This is a genomic window from Pedobacter lusitanus, assembly GCF_040026395.1.
GTDB lineage: Bacteria > Bacteroidota > Bacteroidia > Sphingobacteriales > Sphingobacteriaceae > Pedobacter > Pedobacter lusitanus.
Genome location: NZ_CP157278.1, coordinates 5,063,651 through 5,082,838, shown reverse-complemented (window position 1 = coordinate 5,082,838; position 19,188 = coordinate 5,063,651). Strand labels below are relative to the sequence as shown.

18 protein-coding genes and 1 tRNA gene are annotated in these 19,188 nt (G+C 39.4%); 5 read left to right on the top strand and 14 right to left on the bottom strand.

Annotated elements, in window-relative coordinates; genetic code table 11:
- Window positions 1-79: 79 nt before the first annotated feature.
- The 11 genes from PL_RS21825 to pyrF all read right to left on the bottom strand — a co-directional run bounded on the left by PL_RS21825 (window position 80) and on the right by pyrF (window position 9,328).
- Window positions 80-676 (bottom strand): short chain dehydrogenase, encoded by a 597-nt coding sequence (locus PL_RS21825; RefSeq protein ID WP_041885234.1) that lies wholly within the window; start codon window positions 674-676, stop codon window positions 80-82.
- 84 nt (window positions 677-760) lie between these two features.
- A complete protein-coding gene (locus PL_RS21820; RefSeq protein WP_041885239.1) occupies window positions 761-1,399 on the bottom strand; it encodes a class I SAM-dependent methyltransferase in 639 nt (212 codons plus the stop codon).
- Window positions 1,400-1,434: 35 nt separating this feature from the next.
- Window positions 1,435-1,665, bottom strand: a complete 231-nt coding sequence (locus tag PL_RS21815) for a hypothetical protein (protein ID WP_041885242.1) — start codon at window positions 1,663-1,665, stop codon at window positions 1,435-1,437.
- A gap of 95 nt (window positions 1,666-1,760) precedes the next feature.
- Window positions 1,761-2,606, bottom strand: coding sequence for an AraC family transcriptional regulator (locus tag PL_RS21810; RefSeq protein WP_041885244.1), 846 nt, complete (start codon window positions 2,604-2,606; stop codon window positions 1,761-1,763).
- Window positions 2,607-2,778: 172 nt separating this feature from the next.
- Window positions 2,779-3,621 (bottom strand): DUF5694 domain-containing protein, encoded by an 843-nt coding sequence (locus PL_RS21805; RefSeq protein ID WP_041885246.1) that lies wholly within the window; start codon window positions 3,619-3,621, stop codon window positions 2,779-2,781.
- Window positions 3,622-3,733: 112 nt separating this feature from the next.
- Window positions 3,734-3,817: transfer RNA gene (locus tag PL_RS21800), tRNA-Leu, on the bottom strand.
- Window positions 3,818-3,875: 58 nt separating this feature from the next.
- Complete coding sequence (locus tag PL_RS21795) at window positions 3,876-4,637, bottom strand: MBL fold metallo-hydrolase (protein WP_041885263.1); 762 nt, start codon at window positions 4,635-4,637, stop codon at window positions 3,876-3,878.
- Between the two features lie 109 nt (window positions 4,638-4,746).
- Window positions 4,747-5,397, bottom strand: a complete 651-nt coding sequence (locus tag PL_RS21790) for a LolA family protein (RefSeq protein ID WP_041885247.1) — start codon at window positions 5,395-5,397, stop codon at window positions 4,747-4,749.
- A 13-nt stretch (window positions 5,398-5,410) separates the two neighbouring features.
- A complete protein-coding gene (locus PL_RS21785; RefSeq protein ID WP_041885249.1) occupies window positions 5,411-8,044 on the bottom strand; it encodes an FtsK/SpoIIIE family DNA translocase in 2,634 nt (877 codons plus the stop codon).
- 86 nt (window positions 8,045-8,130) lie between these two features.
- Entirely contained in the window at window positions 8,131-8,352 is a 222-nt protein-coding gene (locus PL_RS21780; protein ID WP_041885250.1) for a PspC domain-containing protein, read from the bottom strand.
- 145 nt (window positions 8,353-8,497) lie between these two features.
- Entirely contained in the window at window positions 8,498-9,328 is an 831-nt protein-coding gene (gene pyrF / locus PL_RS21775; RefSeq protein ID WP_041885252.1) for an orotidine-5'-phosphate decarboxylase, read from the bottom strand.
- A gap of 283 nt (window positions 9,329-9,611) precedes the next feature.
- Between pyrF and rho the strand changes: the two genes are divergently transcribed.
- Together rho and pssA are read left to right on the top strand one after the other, a co-directional pair.
- Window positions 9,612-11,354 (top strand): transcription termination factor Rho, encoded by a 1,743-nt coding sequence (gene rho / locus PL_RS21770; RefSeq protein WP_041885256.1) that lies wholly within the window; start codon window positions 9,612-9,614, stop codon window positions 11,352-11,354.
- Window positions 11,355-11,360: 6 nt separating this feature from the next.
- A complete protein-coding gene (gene pssA, locus PL_RS21765) occupies window positions 11,361-12,044 on the top strand; it encodes a CDP-diacylglycerol--serine O-phosphatidyltransferase (RefSeq protein ID WP_041885259.1) in 684 nt (227 codons plus the stop codon).
- Window positions 12,045-12,124: 80 nt separating this feature from the next.
- Here pssA and PL_RS21760 read toward each other — a convergent pair whose 3' ends face one another.
- The gene (locus tag PL_RS21760; RefSeq protein WP_041877569.1) at window positions 12,125-12,502 is read right to left on the bottom strand and encodes an Hpt domain-containing protein; all 378 of its coding nucleotides are present in this window, start codon (window positions 12,500-12,502) and stop codon (window positions 12,125-12,127) included.
- Window positions 12,503-12,610: 108 nt separating this feature from the next.
- Complete coding sequence (folK, locus tag PL_RS21755; protein ID WP_041877571.1) at window positions 12,611-13,108, bottom strand: 2-amino-4-hydroxy-6-hydroxymethyldihydropteridine diphosphokinase; 498 nt, start codon at window positions 13,106-13,108, stop codon at window positions 12,611-12,613.
- A gap of 52 nt (window positions 13,109-13,160) precedes the next feature.
- Between folK and sppA the strand changes: the two genes are divergently transcribed.
- Window positions 13,161-14,930 carry a signal peptide peptidase SppA gene (sppA, locus tag PL_RS21750; RefSeq protein ID WP_041877572.1) on the top strand — a complete coding sequence of 590 codons (1,770 nt, stop codon included), beginning with the start codon at window positions 13,161-13,163 and terminating at the stop codon, window positions 14,928-14,930.
- A gap of 105 nt (window positions 14,931-15,035) precedes the next feature.
- Here the strand turns inward: sppA and PL_RS21745 are convergent, their stop codons facing one another.
- Entirely contained in the window at window positions 15,036-16,358 is a 1,323-nt protein-coding gene (locus tag PL_RS21745) for a hypothetical protein (protein WP_235324403.1), read from the bottom strand.
- 114 nt (window positions 16,359-16,472) lie between these two features.
- Here PL_RS21745 and PL_RS21740 point away from each other — a divergent pair, with 114 nt between their 5' ends.
- Window positions 16,473-17,393: a glycerophosphodiester phosphodiesterase family protein gene (locus PL_RS21740; protein WP_041877575.1), complete on the top strand. Its 921-nt coding sequence runs from the start codon at window positions 16,473-16,475 to the stop codon at window positions 17,391-17,393.
- 89 nt (window positions 17,394-17,482) lie between these two features.
- Window positions 17,483-19,168 (top strand): DNA polymerase/3'-5' exonuclease PolX, encoded by a 1,686-nt coding sequence (locus PL_RS21735; RefSeq protein WP_041877810.1) that lies wholly within the window; start codon window positions 17,483-17,485, stop codon window positions 19,166-19,168.
- Window positions 19,169-19,188 lie beyond the last annotated feature (20 nt).

The window sequence follows — 19,188 nt, the reverse complement described above, 5'->3', positions numbered from 1 at the left end:
ACAGTATCTGACAATTTCTGTCTGAGACCTATCCGCAGATCATTAAGCCTAATGATCTGCGGATAATACAGGTTCTGTTTTATAAAACTTCTATGACCTGTCCTGTACCTGCGCCAGTCACACTTTTAAGATAGCCGTATATAACCTGTTTCATGGTTACAGGAATATGTCCCGGGAAGAAAGAAAAGTATTTTGGTGATTCTTCCACTACCGTAGGACTTACTGCATTAATACGCACACCGTTTTCCAGCTCAATTGCCGCTGACCTTACAAAAGCCTCAATTGCTCCATTGGCAGCAGCTGGATTAGCACCACCCAGAACCGGATCATTTGTCAGCACACCAGAGGTTAATGTAAATGAACCTTTAGGTCTGATATATTTTTGTCCGATAAGTACGAGATTGATTTGTCCCATTAATTTACTATCAATGCCTAATCTGAACTCTTTATCAGTCATCGTTTTCCAGGGACCAAAGTATGCATCTCCTGCTGTGCATATTAATGCATCAAATGGACCTGTTTGCCTGAATAGATTTTCTATGGCATCCGGCGAAGTAATATCTGTTTGAATATCCCCGCTTTTTAAACCGACTCTTATGATCTCATGATCTTTTTCTAAAGCACCTGCAACATGTTTCCCTATGGTTCCTGTTGCGCCTACAATGATTATTTTCATTCGTGTAAATGTAAATTTGTTATTTTATAATGAATGGTTCAGAGAACCGCTATCTGATTTAGTTGTTCTGAAACTGTATGGTAATTATGAAATTTTTCTGCCTGCAAATCTGATCACAGAACTTTTTCCTATATGATACTTTCCTTCGTCTAAAAGGACTTCTTCTTCTTCCAGCAGCAGTATCTCGTAATTTTCAAAATCGGCTGCTATTTCTTCCTTCGAAAATAACATATCAATATCCTTTGGCCCGCCAACTTTAGGATCAAGTTTGTTTAACTCCAGATGCTTTTTACTGAAAGCTTCAAAAATGATCACCCCACCCGGTTTGAGATAATTATCCAGTTCCTGATGAAATAAAGATTTTTTTTCGGCAGCAAAATGTGCATAGATAAGCCCGATGGCATCAAATGATTCTTTTTCAAAATGCAGCTCCTCCAGATCACCTACCATATAATCCAGTGTAACCTGGTTCTCTTTTGCCAGTTGCAGCGCTTTTGTTCTTCCTTCAGTACTAAGATCCAGTGAGGTTACTTTCCAGTCATTACGGGCTGCAAATACTCCATTTCGGCCCTCCCCATCTGCCGGCATCAGTATAGATCCTGGTTCAAATTTCTGAAGCCATTCTGCAAAAAACAGATTAGGACCTTTCCCATAAACATATTCCTGTTCTTTATACCGGTCATCCCAGCTATTTCTGTATAGATCATCCCAAGATTTACTCATATTTTCCAGTTTAAAATTTTCATGCAATAATGTCCTTATTTACTCATATCATTCTTCTCAGCCGAGATAAGGCTGATGATAAAATTAATCAGAGGTAAGCCAATAAACACTATACAAGGGACTAGAGAGACTGTCAGCAAAAGCGTTCTCTGATATAATGGAAATGCAGCTAAAGGTTTACCGAACAGGTACAGGAACAGCGTGATAGCTGGATAAATCACTATCCATATTTTTAATGAGGTAATTAATTTGGCTTTTGTATTCATTCCCTGATAATTAATTTTATGAATTCCTTTTTCTTATACAAAAGTAATTCAGAAGGGAAACTGAGGGATAGGACAAAAACTCAGTTGAACAGGATTTATCTAAAGTTATGTCTGAATGACTCAGGAGAATAGCCCGTATGCTTTTTGAAAAAGCGGATAAAGTAGGAAACATCTTCGTACCCCAAACGATAGGCGATCTGATTGATCTGACTGGGAGTTGCCAGAAGACATCTTTTAGCTTCGAGTAAAATATATTCGTTAATCAGTTCTGAGCTGGTTTTCCCTAGTGTTGTCTTAGCGATAGCATTAAGCTGATAAACGGAAATATTCAGCATGTCCGCATATTCAGATACTTGTTTATGGCTGAAAATATGCGTTTCTAAAAGTTCCAGAAACTTCTCGAGCTGTTCCTGCCTGTACAGATTGACCTGAGCAGAAGGACTGCTATTGTGCTGCCGGATAAGTTCAATAAAGAAAACCTGCATATTTGCTTTAATAACCTCCTGATATCTTTCTTTTTTGTTATTATATTCATGAAAGACAGAGGTTGATAGCGTAAGGAGTTTTTGAATCCCATCTGCATCAAGCTGATAATGGTTACTGTTGCCCGCACTGCGTAATAACTGGCCTGATGTTTTATCACCTGATTCATCTCTGAATCCCATGAGATAACCGATGCTTCCTGCTTTAAGCACAAGCTGATGTACCTGACCAGGACGCATAAAAAAAACTGAATTATCCGTAATTGTATAGGGGACAAAATCTATTTCATGATTACCGGTTCCTTTTTCCAGAATAAGTATATAGAAGAAATCATGTCTGTGAAGTTCCTGGATCATATCCTGTCCGGCAAGTAATTCAGTAAGATTCCGAATACTAAAACTCCCTGAAAAATCAGGTTCTTTCTGAGTGGTGAGATGTCTTACCGGTATTCCTTCCATTTGAATTTGTTGCTTATAGCGTTGGACAAGTTATTAAAAAGGTTGGATTATCTTCTTCAGGCTTCTTTAAATCATCAAATCAAAAGTTAAGCTATGAAAAGGATATTTTCATAGCAAACAATTTTCATCAACAAGACCCCTTGCTCAAAAATTGCCTGATTAGTTATTTTAGTTACAAAATCTTGTCAATTCTAATCAGGTTAAATTTTGGATCCGCTTTAATAAAGTCTTCCATTATTGCTGCGTGGCCAGCACCCACAATAATTACTATATTTTTATCTGAGGCCGAAACCTGGTTTTGTATATTTGCATACATAATCAAGTTTCTTTTGTACCATCCCGCTACGAGTTCAGAGCCAAAGAAATCAGAATCTTTATTAAGCTTATTCAAAAAGGATATATAGAGCCCTTTGTTCAACCGGTACTGTTCATCAGAATTCAGACACTTCAAAACATTTTCAAGTGAATTTTTGCTTACACAATCGTTCATAAAATTTTCCAATGCTGCAATCTCATTTTGGTAGTTGCTAAAATGCAAGGCTGAATTTTGGGATATTTTTGATTTGATCAGGTCAAACCTGATAGGGACTTTGTCATAATCCATTGCATAAATCAAATCGTTATCTGCCTTTTTCGACAGCCTGAATCCAAACTGGAATATTTCGTTTTCTGCATAAAATCTTTTATAATAATCCTCTTTTAAGGTGTCCTTTTTATAATAGGGTTTAGCAAATTTGTATAAACGGTACATTTCATTGAGCTTGTCTCTCTTGTCATAATCATACTCGACAAAGACCTTACTCGGCTTATATGTTTTTAGCAGTTTGTCGGTAATTCTCTCAAGGCCATTTTGGTTTTCATTTGACAATATATTACGTTCATTTATTTTACCCTGATCAAAACCAGGATTATTAAAATGGTAAACCCCAATCAAAACTACATTTGTTTTAGATTTGGTTTGACTAAAACTTAAAGTAAAACATAGTGATAAAATAGCAGTAAAAATTAATCTCATAAATTTTTAATTGAAGTACCCCCGAGCAGGAATACTTTGAATACAATTTAGAACAGTTTAAAGCCCGGAAGTTCATAAAAAAGCCGGAATCGATGTGTTCGATTCCGGCTAGTACCCGGAAGCAGATTCGAACTGCCACGCCTTTGCAAGCGCCACCCCCTCAAGGTGGTGCGTCTACCAATTTCGCCACCCGGGTATTTTCAGAGCTGCAAATATAGATTTATTCGCATTACTTCAAACAGATATTTTAAAAATTATAAGTTTATAACCAATCCGTCATAGCCCAGCCTGATATTAGCCGGCAATTCTCTCTCTACATCCTCATGTTTCCCCATATTATGACTGATATGCGTAAAATAAGTTATCCCTGCACCAATATCCTGTGCAAAAGCAATAGCTTCGGCCACAGTAAAATGAGAAATATGGTCTTCCATCTGCAAAGCATTTACAACAAGTACCTTTGTTCCTCTTATTTTGGCTATAGTTTCTTCCGGTACTGTCTTCGCATCTGTGATATAAGTAAAATCATTGATCCGGAAACCCAGAATCGGCAACTTATAATGCATAATAGGCAAAGGGATCAGTTCCGTTTTTCCAATATAAAAGTTTTCTGTTGTTATAGTATGCACGTTGATCTGCGGGATTCCAGGATATATCTTCTCTGCAAAAACATAGGAGAACTCCCTTTTCAGGGCTTCCTGAACCCGCTCAGTTGCATAAACATCAATATTCTTTTGTAACAGATAATTAAATGGACGTATATCATCCAATCCGGCCACATGGTCCTTATGCTCATGCGTATATACAATCGCGTCCAGATCCTTTACACGGGCCCGCAGCATCTGATACCTGAAATCAGGTCCGCTATCTATCACAATTGTCTTGTCATCCGTTTCTATCAATACAGATACCCGCAGACGATTATCCCTTGGATCGTCAGATTGGCAAACTTCGCAATTGCAGCAAATCACAGGAATTCCCTGGGAAGTGCCAGTACCTAAAAATGTAATTTTCAAAAGCAGCTGATTTATATGAGCCTGACTGAACAGACTCCAATGTTGACCAAAAATAACAAAAAAAAGGGGTTTAGACAGAAGTCCAAACCCCAAATTTCTTTTTGGATAATTAACGTAAATCAACTACTTCTACACCAGGATATTTCCTTGCATCAAACGTAAAAGTTGATTCAGGAACCTTTGCATTAGCTGCAAATGACTTGATAACATATGTATACTTATTTCCGTTTTTATCAAAAATCAAAACGCTGGCAAGCTGTTTCGCAGCTTTATCAATGCTCAGTCTGATCTTGAAATATGATTTCTTAGTATCTGTCGGCGATAAATCTATCAGCTGATAAACCTTCGCTCCTGTTTTCTGATCACCGGTATAAAGATATTTAAACCCCTTTTCATAAAGTGTAAAGATCTTTGCAGGATTAAGCGCATCCCCACTGTTATCAGCTGCCGAAACCTGTACCTCTTTATCCTTTTTCAAGTAAGTCCACTGACTTTTCCCATCACTGATCATATCCTGATCAGTCATGATCACTTTATATTTATTAGCAGCAGCTTTCGCGATCAATGTGCCCTGCTGAGTTTCCTTTGCCTTATTCTGCGGACTCTCCAGCGTAAAAGCAAACTCTGCTTTTACCACATCAAAAGACCTGTATTTCTTGCTTACTTCTGCTAAAATAGCCTTTGCTTTAACATCCTGCTGAGCATAACCCCCAAAACTTATACCTGATAAAATCAGTAACGCAACTAATATCTTCTTCATTTGCTCTTTAATGTTATTTCTTCAGGTTGTTCAAGAACTGTTCCAAAGCATATTCATCAGGCAATAATACTTCCCTTGCCTTACTACCTTCAAACGGACCAACCACGCCCGAAGCCTCCAGCTGATCAATAATTCTGCCCGCTCTGTTATAGCCTAATTTCAGCTTTCTCTGTATCAGAGAAGTGGAACCCTGCTGATGCATGACAATTAATCTCGCCGCGTCCTCAAACATCGCATCACGATCATCCGGATCAAAATCAGACTTGGCAGATTCTGCTGCCTCATCAAGATATTCAGGTAACTGATAAGCCTCAGCATACCCCCTCTGGTTACCAATAAATTCAGAAATACGATCAACTTCTGGTGTATCCACAAACGCGCACTGTAACCTGATCAGATCATTTCCAGTAGATAATAACATATCCCCGCGTCCGATCAGCTGATCTGCACCCCCACTGTCCAGAATAGTTCTCGAGTCAATTTTAGATAATACCCTGAAAGCAAGCCTTGCCGGGAAATTCGCCTTAATTGTACCAGTAATAATATTTACAGACGGACGCTGTGTAGCCAGCACCAGGTGAATCCCTACCGCACGGGCCAGCTGTGCCAGACGTGCAATCGGCGTTTCCACCTCTTTACCTGCAGTCATCATTAAATCCGCAAACTCGTCCACGATCAATACGATATAAGGTAAGAAACGATGTGAATTATTCGGATTTAGCTTCCTTTTGATAAATTTATCATTGTATTCTTTCAGATTCCTCACCATTGCATCTTTTAACAGATCATAACGCTGATCCATCTCAATACAAAGTGAATTTAAAGTATGAATTACCTTTTTAGTATCAGTAATAATCGCATCAGCCTCTCCGGGAAGTTTAGCCAGGAAGTGTCTTTCAATCTTATTAAATAAGGTCAGCTCCACTTTCTTTGGATCGACTAATACAAATTTCAGTTGTGAAGGATGTTTTTTGTAAAGCAGAGAAACCAGGATAGCATTAATACCAACTGACTTACCCTGTCCGGTTGCTCCTGCTACCAGCAAATGGGGCATTTTTGCCAGATCGGCGATATAAACCTCATTCGAAATAGTTTTACCTAAAGCAATTGGCAGATCCATGTCCGTTTTCTGGAACTTTTCAGTACTCAGAATACTTCTCATAGAAACCATCTCCGGATGCAGATTCGGAACCTCAATACCGATAGTCCCTTTTCCAGGCATTGGCGCAATGATACGAATCCCCAAAGCAGCCAGACTCAGTGCAATATCATCTTCCAGATTTTTGATTTTTGAAATCCTGATTCCCGGAGCAGGAATAATTTCATAAAGTGTCACCGTTGGGCCTATGGTAGCTTTGATTTTATCAATCTCTATGTTATAGTGATTAAGCGTCTCAACAATTTTATTCTTGTTTGCCTCTAACTCATCCGCATTTACAGAAATCTTATTCGACCCATAGTTCTCCAATAACTCAAGATTCGGATAGACATAACTGGAAAGTTCCAGCGTAGGATCATAATTACCAAACTGTTCAATCAGCTCATCAGATTTCTTTTCCTCTTCAGTTTTCTCAATAGTCAGCTGAGGCACTGGTTTCACTTCTTCAAAAATCAATTCCTTAATCGGTTCAACAGTCGGAGAAAGAATAATCGGCGCATTCATCACATTCAACACCGGTGATTTTGGTACAATCACCTCTGGCTCTTCCTCTTCTTTTTCTTCAAAACGATTCGGAGTAAGTGTGATATTCTGCTGTTCTTTTTTACGCTCTGATGCCAGTCTGTCATTTAAGGTGAACTCTACCTGATCAGCACGTCTTTCATTTTCCTGAGCTGCCACAGGCGATGGACGTTCTGCCTGAGCAGGAGAAACTCTCTCTGACGCAGAATTAAAGCCAGAAAAAGAATTACCTGTTTCGGTAATGATTTCCTCTTCTTCTTCAACCTTACGCACTCTCTCCGGAAATTTAAAGTCAATATTATAGGCAATAATTAAAATTGTCAGCCCCAGAAAAGCAATTAGTCCGCCAACTCCGGTAACACCAATCTGTGCAACCAGCAATTTGTTGGCCCAGTACCCTATTTCACCTTCCAGGTAATGCGGAGAATCCAGGAAGAAAGAATGCAGGAACCCAAAAGTCAGTGACAGAAAAAGAAGGGAGAACAAACTGTAACCCAATGTTTTTTCCAGCGCAAATATTTTCACTTTAAACAATAGGCGATAGCCTATCACAAAGAAAACAAAAACAAACAGAAAGGAAGCTACACCAAACCACTCATAGATAAACTGATGTGATAACAGCGCTCCGAATTTACCGAGCCAGTTTTGCACCACAACAGGAATATTATGCTGTTGCAACTCTTCCATGGTCTTGAAAAGGTTACTCCAGCCCCCGTTTGCATCAATGACATAACTGTAGTCTTCCTGCCAGGTAAAAAGATAAGAAGTGAAAGCCACCAGGAAGTAGACAGACAGGATCAGAAAAAACAAGCCTGCAATTTTCAAAACCCTTTCATCCTGAAAATTCAGTGAGGGCATCCGTTCAAATCTCAATCTTGGCTCTTTGGATGATGCTTTTGAACCTGACTTCTCCCCGTATTCGTTCTTGAATGAATTAGATTTAAATTGGTTTCCCCTTAACGACATTTTTCGTAACTGTATTAATAAACAACAAATATAAAATATATAGTTGTATGACCCCTGTTATTATAATTTGTAACAGAATAATAAATTTATAAATCCCAAATCCGTTGTCTGATCCTTTTTATATAGTGACGTACATCTAAAATCAGTACAGCCATAATATAGAATACAATAGGAAAACCTACTGCCAGAAAAGAAGAATAGATAAAGAATAATCTGATTTTACTGATAGACATGTTAAAACGATCCGCTATATAAGTACAGACCCCAAAACTTTGCTTCTCGAAATAGGTAACGATGCTCTGAAACATGCTTTTTATTTAATAACATACAAATGCAATAATCATACCCCAAATCGGAATAACACTACACATCAATGCTAAAAGCAATTTAAGCATTTTTTCTCAGAACAAAATTTCTTTTTATCTGAAGAAGCTGCCGGAATAAAAGCAGAATTTACAATAATCCTGCTTTTTCCAGAATCACTTCCATTTCCTGCTGCAATTTCAAAGCTTCTTCTCTTGCTTTTTCAGCAAAATCTTCCCCTTTACCAGCATAGATAATACCTCTTGATGAATTGACCAGTAGCCCGCAGGTCTCATTCAGTCCGAATTCACAAACATCAGCCAGACTTCCCCCCTGTGCACCAACACCAGGCACCAATAAGAAATTATCAGGAGCCAGTCTTCTGATATTGGCAAATTCAGTCCCTCTGGTAGCTCCTACCACATACATCAGCTGATCACTGTTTCCCCACTGTGAAGACACCCTGATTACCTCTTCATAAAGTTTACCCTCTTTATTTTCAAATAACTGGAAATCACTGTGACTTTCGTTTGAAGTCAGCGCCAGTAAAATCACCCATTTATCTGCATACATTAAAAAAGGTCCGACAGAGTCTCTGCCCATATAAGGTGCAACCGTAACCGCATCGAAACTCATTCCGGACTTTTCCTCACTAAAAAAAGCATCCGCATACATCGCAGAAGTATTTCCGATATCTCCTCTTTTTGCATCCGCAATGGTAAAAATATCTTCAGGAATATGAGCCCATGTTTTCAGTAAAGTTTCCCAGCCTTTCAAACCCCTTGATTCATAGAATGCTGTGTTTGGTTTATAGGCAACACAAAGATCTTTAGTGGCATCAATAATCTGTTTATTGAATTCAAGTATCGGATCTTCAAAACTCAACAGGTGTTTTGGAACATTTTCCAATACAGGATCAAGTCCGACACATAAAAATGATTTTTTCGATTGAATTTGTTCAAATAGTTGCTTCTTATTCATTTGGGCTTAGATTATGCGCAAATATGCCAAAATTTCTACAGCAATTAAGTCCCTATTTGAGATGAGTTTTACACATTATTAAGTAAAATATTTATAACAATTTTAAATTTTCCTTGGAGATTAGAATACAAATACATACAATTGCAGCATAATTCTCAACAATTTATCTGATCATTCCAGAAAATCTCACAATAATTTGTTCTATTTTCAAATTCGTAATTGCATTTTTTTGCTTTGATATACAGATAAATACGTTTATATAAAATTTCTCTACACCCACATAATGTTTAACAAAACAGAATTAAATGAAAAACTTACTGCAGAATTGCGGGAGTTAGCAAAATCTCAGGGGATCTTGAATGCTGATGATTTGCGTAAAGCTGAATTGGTTGAAGTTATTCATCAAATTAGTGAACAACAAGCTGAAGCTACTCCTCAAACTGATGCTCCTGCAGCGGCAGTTAATGATGAGGCCACAGGAGAAAATCCTGTTAAAGCAGCTAAATCAAAAGCACCTAAAGTTGCTCCGGCAGCAGCCCCGGCTGCAACAGCAGAAAAGCCTCTCAGAAAAAGAACACGTATTGCTAAAGACGAAGCGGAAGCAGCGCCAGCGGCAAATAACAACGCTAACTTTAACAGAGCTTCTTTATTTGACGCACCTCAACAGGAAGAACAGGCACAGCCAGAAGCTGCACCAGTTATCACTGAGGGAAATGTGAAGACAGAAAATGCTGCTCCTGCACCAAAAACGGCAGAAAGATCTAACGTTCAGCAACCTGTTACAGCACATACCGAAATTAAAAAGGCAAAACCTGTAAGAGAAGACAACAGACAGAAAAACAACAATAACGGTAATAACGGCAACAATAATAATCAGAAACAAAACGAAAACAGTTATTCAAACCTGGATTTCGATAATACCATTACCAATGAAGGCGTATTGGAAATTATGCCGGACGGATATGGTTTCCTGAGATCGGCAGATTACAACTACCTTTCCTCTCCTGATGATATTTACGTTTCACAGTCTCAGATCAAACTTTTCGGTTTAAAAACCGGAGATACAGTTAAAGGAAGTATCCGCCCTCCAAAAGAAGGTGAAAAATATTTCCCGCTGGTAAGAGTAGAAACTATCAATGGCCGTTTACCTGCTGATGTAAGAGACAGGGTTCCTTTCGACTACCTTACTCCTTTGTTCCCTACGGAAAGATTAAATCTTTTCACAGAAACCAATAACTATTCTACCCGTATCATTGATTTGTTTACCCCGATAGGTAAAGGTCAGCGTGGTTTGATTGTTGCACAACCAAAAACAGGAAAAACCAACCTCCTGAAAGAAGTTGCCAATGCAATCGCTAAAAACCATCCTGAAGTATATCTGATCATTTTACTGATTGATGAACGTCCGGAAGAGGTTACTGATATGGCAAGAAGCGTACGTGCAGAAGTAATTGCATCTACATTCGATGAGCCGGCTGAACGTCACGTTAAAATTGCCAATATCGTATTGGAAAAAGCAAAACGTCTGGTAGAATGCGGACATGATGTGGTTATCCTGCTGGACTCAATTACACGTCTTGCACGTGCTTATAATACAACTGCTCCTGCATCAGGTAAAATCTTATCAGGTGGTGTGGACGCAAATGCATTACACAAACCAAAACGTTTCTTTGGAGCTGCACGTAATATTGAAAGAGGTGGCTCATTAACTATTTTAGCAACTGCTTTAACAGATACAGGATCTAAAATGGACGAGGTAATTTTCGAAGAATTCAAAGGAACAGGTAATATGGAATTACAGTTAGACCGTAAACTGTCTAACAAACGTATTTTCCCTGCTATTGATATCACAGCATCAAGTACCCGCAGAGACGACTTATTACATGACAGAGATACCTTACAAAGAGTATGGATCCTACGTAACCACCTGGCAGATATGAATGCACAGGAAGCTATGGAGTTTGTTCAGGCGCAAATAAAGAACACAAAAACCAACGAAGAGTTCTTAATTTCCATGAACAGCTAGTCAGATATGAAAAGGCACATTCCCAATGCATTAACTTGCGCCAATCTCTTTTCGGGATGTATAGGCGTGGTTTTTGCATTTAAAGGTGATTTAAATATTGCAGCATATGCCGTGTTAATATCCGGCATATGTGACTTCTTTGATGGTTTTGTAGCCAGATTACTGAATGTTAAATCCCCGATTGGTAAAGAACTGGATTCCCTGGCGGATATGGTAAGTTTCGGATTCCTGCCTGGTGTAGTGATGTTCCAGTTACTTGCACAGAGTGATTTCTCTTCGCCTTATTTACCTTACCTGGGTTTTCTGATTACCATATTTTCGGCATTAAGACTGGCTAAATTCAATATAGATACCAGACAGACAGAAGATTTCATAGGCTTAAATACACCAATGAATACCCTGTTTATTGTATCTCTGCCTTTTATCCAGAAAGATTACCCCGGATTGATCAGTTCCTCTATTCTGCTGGTTGCAATTACAGTAATCATGAGCTTTTTGCTCACCAGTGAAATCAGGATCTTCTCTTTGAAATTTGGCTCACTGGAATGGAAACATAACAAAATAAAGTTTATCTTCCTTATGCTGTCAGCAGTGCTGATCGGGTTTCTGAAATTTGCGGCAATACCATTTGTACTGGTACTTTATATCAGTTTATCGGTATTACATTTCAGACGCGAACCCAAATTATAAACCGGTTATACCCTATAGTATAAAAAGCAGAAAGCTGTAAATAATGATTATTTACAGCTTTCTGCTTTTTATACATTTTTCTAAAGTCTTTTGGCCAGTTCAGCCTTTGCTTCATCCAGCTGTCTGTACAGGATGTGTACAAAATCATTCAGTTCTTTGATGGCCTGAGGCATTGCCGAAAGATCTTTCAGATCACGGGCATTATTCTCAATCAGCTGAAGATGTCCGCGGGCATCTTCTCTACCTACATATGACAGTGTAGGTTTTATTTTATGTGCATAACCCGCCATCTTTTCCCAGTCCTGAGCCTCGTACGACTGTTCCAGATCTGCTACGTATAAAGGTGTCTGTACCTTAAACATATCAATCATCTCAATCATAAACTCGGCACTGTCACCAGACATGTCCCGGAGGTAAGACAAATCAAGGGGGCTATTATTTTTTTCTTTGTCAATCATTTGAAACAAAACTAATAAATTTATAGAAACTGTCTAAAATTCATCTGATAATTTATTTTTTCTTCTTTTTAGCTATAAATAGCCTCATCAGATGAACCTAAAACAATTTTATGATATTTTTGACACTTTTAAATTATCCTTTAATAACGCTAACAAAACTGAAATATGCTGTTTGAAAACCGGATGTTCCACTTCCCCGGCAATTTCGGCAAGAGGTACCAGTACAAATTTACGTTCGTGCATTCTTGGATGAGGTACCTGCAGGCGCTCACCCTCATCGATAATCTCCTGTCCGTATAAAACCAGGTCAATATCGATCAGTCTGGCTCCCCATCTCTCCAGTCTTACCCTCCCCAGCTCCTGTTCTATAGCCAGAGCAGCATCCAGTACCTCAAGAGCAGTCATTTTTGTTTCCACAGCCACTGCAACATTCAAAAAAGAGGGCTGATTTGCATTTCCCCAGGCCGCAGTTTCATACATAGCTGATTTTGAGACCACTGTTCCTATCCTTTCTCCAATTTTAGAAATTGCCTCATGAATCAGCTCTTTTCTTTCTCCCAGGTTACTTCCCAGTAACAAATAAACTATTTCGCACTCCAACCCCATATAAAAAGCTAATTCATTTAATATATTTACAAATTAAATATTAAACATCTACATGAGAGAATTTTTTAAATATGTTTTTGCCACCGTTGTAGGAATACTGCTTTCTACCGTGATTATTGCCCTGCTTTTTATAGTTACCGTGGTTGCTATAGTTTCTTCGATAGACAAAGAAAAAACTGTAGATGTGGTCAGCAATTCAGTACTCTACCTTAATCTGGATCAGACTATTAAGGAACGTACTCCGAATAAAACACTGGATAACCTGCCAATCATCGGTTCAAATTCAGGCAAAAGTCTTGGTTTTAATGATCTGATGAGAGCATTAAAAAGAGCAAAAACAGATGATAATATTAAATGTATCTATTTAAATGTTAGCTCACCAAGAGCTGGAAAAGCAACTTTAAAAGAAATCAGAGATGCATTAATTGATTTTAAAACAAGTAAGAAAAAAATCATTGCTTACAGTGAGATTTATACTCAGGATGCCTATTACCTGGCTTCAGTAGCTGATAAAGTTTACCTGAACCCACAAGGCGCTCTGGAATTCAAAGGCTTTAGCTCTCAGCTCACCTTTTTCAAAGGAGCCATGGAAAAACTGGGTGTAGAAGCTCAGATTATCCGCGTTGGTAATTATAAAAGTGCTGTAGAGCCTTTCACTAATGATAAAATGAGTGATTATAACCGTCAGCAGGTTACAGCCTATCTGGGTGGTCTTTACAATACCTTTTTAGAAGGAATTTCCCTGTCCAGAAACATCCCGAAAGACAGTTTATATAAAATGGCTGATACTTACAGGATTCAGGCTCCTAAAGACGCCCTAACCTATAAAATGGTAGATGGACTGAAATATAAAGACGAAGTGATTGATGAGCTTAAAACGCTGAGTGGAACAGGTCAGAAAGAAACTATCGCTACAGTGACTATCAATGATTACGCCGCGAATCAGAAAGAAGACAATAGTGACAGCAAAAACAAAATTGCTATCATTTATGCCAATGGCGATATTACAGGTGGTGAAGGAAATGATGAATCCATTGGTTCAGAAAGAATTTCCCGTGCGATCAGAAAAGCCAGACAGGATGACAAAATTAAAGCTATAGTACTCCGTGTAAACTCAGGTGGCGGAAGTGCACTGGCCTCTGATGTGATCTGGAGAGAAATTGTACTGAGTAAAAAAGTAAAACCGGTTATTGCCTCTTTTGGAGATGTAGCCGCTTCAGGTGGTTATTATATTGCCTGTGCAGCTGACTCTATTTTTGTACAGCCGAATACAATTACCGGTTCTATAGGCGTATTCGGTATTATCCCGAATTTCCAGAATCTGTTAACCAATAAAATAGGAATTACTTTCGACGGTGTAAAGACCGGTCAGTATGCTGATATCATGAGTACCAGCCGTCCGTTAACTCCGGGAGAAAGATTAATTATCCAGACAGATGTTAATCATGTCTACGACAGTTTCATCACCCGTGTTGCAGATGGACGTAAGAGATCAAAGGCTTATATAGACTCCATTGGCGGCGGACATGTCTGGGTTGGCACAGACGCAGTTAAAATTGGTCTGGCTGACAGAATAGGTAGCTTCAATGATGCTATAGCTGCTGCTGGCAAGAAAGCGAAACTCAGCAATTACAGAGTTGTTGAATATCCTGAGAAAATGGACCCCTTAAAATCTTTCCTGTCTGATGCAGGCGATAACGTAAGGATGTATTATGCAAAACAGGAATTCGGTGATAACTTCATGCTATATCAGCAATTGAAAAAAGTAGTTATCAATAGCGGTGTTCAGGCCAGAATGCCATTTGAGATTAAGATTCAGTAACAGGATCAGCATAAACAGGAAAGGCCTTTTAACAATTGAATCTGTTAAAAGGCCTTTTTCATTTAAATGAACAGTACCAGGAACAAAATCCAGGGTTTTCTGCTATTATCTTGCACTTACAAACGAATAAACCGGGAATTTATAATTATTGTAAGTGGTAAAAAAGTCCTTTCCACAATGCTCAGGTAAAGTAGCCAGTCCAAAAAGCATAGTTGAATAATCAATCCCCTGAACCTCATTAGCTCTCCAGGCCGGATCTTTTACACTATATCTCCACAAGATCTGATCAGTTGTTCCAGGAAGTGTATAAACCCCTTTATTAGCTCTGTACAAACTAACCAGATCATTCTTTGCCTCAGCATTAACCGGAATAAAGCCACCTGCGATATGCGGGGAAACTACTTTGCCTGCATTATCATTAATCCTGTTGGCTTGATAACCGGCAGGATCACTGCCAGCACCCAGCCCCCATTCATAAACCGCCGTCCCACCAGCGGTGATCCACCATAATTTATCAGCCAGCATCGAATTCTTCATGTAATTCATATAAACCGGACTAGCCGAATAAGGCTGACATAAATAATAACAGAACTGAGGGATAAAATCAGACAGGAATGAACCGGCATAATCTGTCAGTACTTCCTTACCGGAATAATTCGATTTAGGTAAATTAGCCGGATTGGCATAAAAATTAGTCCATAAAGAAGTCGCAGGGCCCGTATTACCATTTTCAGCTTTATAAGCCAGATGGGCAAGCAGCATATATTCATTGTATACCGAAGTAGTACCTATTCCTTTACCATCAGCATCCAGGGTAAGAAATAATTTACCGGTAACCGGATCAGCAATAGCCTTAGACCAGTCGATAGATTTATACAAAGAGTCAGCAAGTCCGGAAATTGTCGGGTTTCCGCTAAAATAATTCTTGCAGAACAATGCACCCGAAACCATAATCGCTGCATCAACCGTACTGTATTCAGAATTCCACTCCCGGGCCCCGGTTTCCATATTCACAAAATGACGGGGAAAACCAGCACTATTGACATCCAGTTTGAAAGTTTTATCCCATCCCAGTATAGTTCTCAGCGTGGTAATCGCCTGCTGGCTGCCATCAGGAATCCATTTCATCCGGTCTGCAACACAAAGTGAGACCAGCCCGATTCCGATATTAGCTACAGAAGACGGATGATAATCAGTCCCGTTAAACAATTTTGAATCCCTGTAAATTCCTTTCACATTGCGCTGCATTTCATATACCCGGTAAGCGTTCCGGAATAAGGTATTTAATGTATCAGCAGCCCCATCCTTCTTTACTGATGGTGGCGTATCAGTTATCCCTTTATCCTTGGAACAGGAAAACATTCCCGTAATCAGTAATACAGGTAAAATGTATATTGCGGTTTTTCTCAGATATTTAATCATTTTCATAAAAACTAGAGGAATAATTGCTTTTATTACCCCGATTTACAATATCGCGGGTAAACATTCCGTTACAATTTAAGCAATTCTTAGTTTATTATTCCGATTCTTCCATCAATTCGTATGAAAAATTTTCTACTCAAAATCACGGTACTGGCCATCATCCCTGTTGCCCTCAGCTCCTGTGCTTCACTTCGCCAGCACTCAACCCAAACTAAATCTCCTCAGATCGTTGCCCATCGTGGCGGCAAGAATGATTTTCCTGAAAATACCTTGCTGGCGTTCAATAATGCACTGCAAAAAGGAGCCGATGCAGTAGAAATGGACATTCAGGTCAGTAAAGACAGTGTCCCGGTGCTATATCACCCAAATGATCTCAGCGTATGGACAGACGGAAAAGGCAAAATCGAAAATTTCACGTTAAAGGAGCTGAACAAACTCAATGCAGCCTGGAATTACCAGCCGGATAAAGGCTTTCCTTACCGCAAGCTGCCGTTGCATATTCCTACACTCAGAGAAGCCCTGAATACTATTCCTTCTGATATTCCTATTACACTGGATATGAAATCCTTGCCTCCGGGGATACTGGTACGCAGTATAGCCAGAGTATTGGATGAACTGAATGCCTGGAATCGTGTCATCTTTTATTCTACAAGTATAGCACATTTGAATGCGCTGAAAGCATGGCCAAAAGCCAGGGTATTTGAAGCCAGAGAACTAACCCGTCAGCGGCTGCTGGATTACCGGATCAACAGGAAATACCAGGCTCCTGATACCAGCGTAACCTGGATAGGTTTTGAATTACAACGCAGCTTCACCATCAATGAAGCACTTACCCTGGGTGAAGGCAGCAGCCCTGTCACCATTGATCTCTGGGACAAAGAACTGATCAGAACTATTAAAGGTAAATCCGGCAAAATAAAAATCATCCTGTTTGGGATTAACAATGAGCAGGACTATCAAAAAGCCGGAGAACTTGGTGCAGATGCTGTCCTGACTGATGCACCGGCCAATCTCACAAACATCAGAGCTAAAATGAAATAACCAGGCAGATGCCTGCACTGAAAAACCAGGCTATGTTTTTTTTAGCAGGCAATCTACCCTTCATCTTTTTTTCTTTATTTTTGCATCAAATGGAAAATAAAACCATAGCCCGCAGTCTCAGACTCCTTTCTCAGTTAATGGAGCTCCATAACGAGAATCCTTTCAAAATAAAGTCAATAGCAAATGCTGCCTTCAAAGTAGATAAGCTACCCTACGCAATCAGTACCAAAACCATGGACGAAATCGAAAAAATCGATGGTCTTGGTAAAAGTACTGCAGCGAAAGTCTGGGAATTACTGCAGACCGGGACTATGACAGAACTCCAGCAGATTCTTGCAGAAACACCGGAAGGTATTGTGGAGATGCTGGGTATCAAAGGGATTGGTCCAAAAAAGATCGTTGTGATCTGGAAAGACCTTGGTATTGAAAATATCGGTGAACTCTATTATGCCTGTAATGAAAACCGCCTGATAGAAGCCAAAGGTTTTGGTCTGAAAACTCAGGAAGAAATCAAAAAGGTTATCGAGTTTAAAATGGCTGCACAAGGTAAATTCCTGTATGCACAGGCAGAAACACTGGTTGCCACTCTTTCCGCAGATCTTCAGTCATGGCTGGATACTATTGAAAAGAATACCTTATTCAATATTGCAGGAGAATATCGCAGGTATCTGGAAACCATCGAAGAACTGGATTTTGTGATCGGTGCAGAAAACCCTGCAGCTATCATCAGTGGCCTTGGTGCATTTACAGACCTCTCCTTTGAAAAGCAAACAGACAACCTGTTTACTGCCAGCAGTACTTTCGGACTAAAAATACAATTACATATCTACCCTAAAACAGACTTCTATCTGAATCTGTTTACCCTAACTGGTAATGAAGCCCATGTACAGGAAGTACTGAAACTTTCCGGAAATGGTCCATTTGCCAACGAAGAAGAAATCTATACCAAAGCAGGTCTTGAATTTGTAACTCCGGAACTCAGAGAAGGTCTTGATGAAATAGGGCTGGCCAAAGCAAACCGCTTACCACAACTCATTACCTATACTGATCTTAAAGGAAGTCTTCACAATCACTCGACCTGGAGTGACGGTGTACACACCCTTGAACAAATGGCCGTTTACTGTAAAGACACACTCCACCTGGAATACCTGGGTATGTGTGACCACTCTAAATCAGCCTTTTATGCCAACGGGTTAAATGAGCAGCGTATTTTTGCCCAGCATAAAGAAATTGATGCCCTCAATGAAAAGCTGGCACCATTCAAAATATTTAAAGGAATAGAAAGTGATATCCTGAATGATGGATCTCTTGACTATAGTGACGACATCTTAAAAACCTTTGACTTTGTTGTTGCATCTGTCCACAGTAATTTAAGGATGGATGAGGAAAAAGCAACAGCCAGATTAATCAAAGCTATAGAAAACCCTTATACCACCATTTTAGGTCACCCAACCGGACGTCTGTTGTTAAGCCGTAAAGGTTACCCTATAGACTATGCCAAAGTGATTGACGCCTGCGCCGCAAACCAGGTGGTCATTGAGATCAATGCTAACCCTTTGCGTTTAGACCTGGACTGGAGATGGCATCGCTATGCGCTGGAAAAAGGCGTATTGCTTTCGGTTAACCCGGATGCGCACCGGATGGAAGGCTTCAGAGATATGCATTATGGAGTTTATATTGGCAGAAAAGGAGGATTACAGGCTAAACAATGTCTTAATGCATCTACTTTAGCTGAAATTACTGCTTTTTTTAACGGTTTAAAAACCGGCATATAACCCCTTTATACCTATCTTTG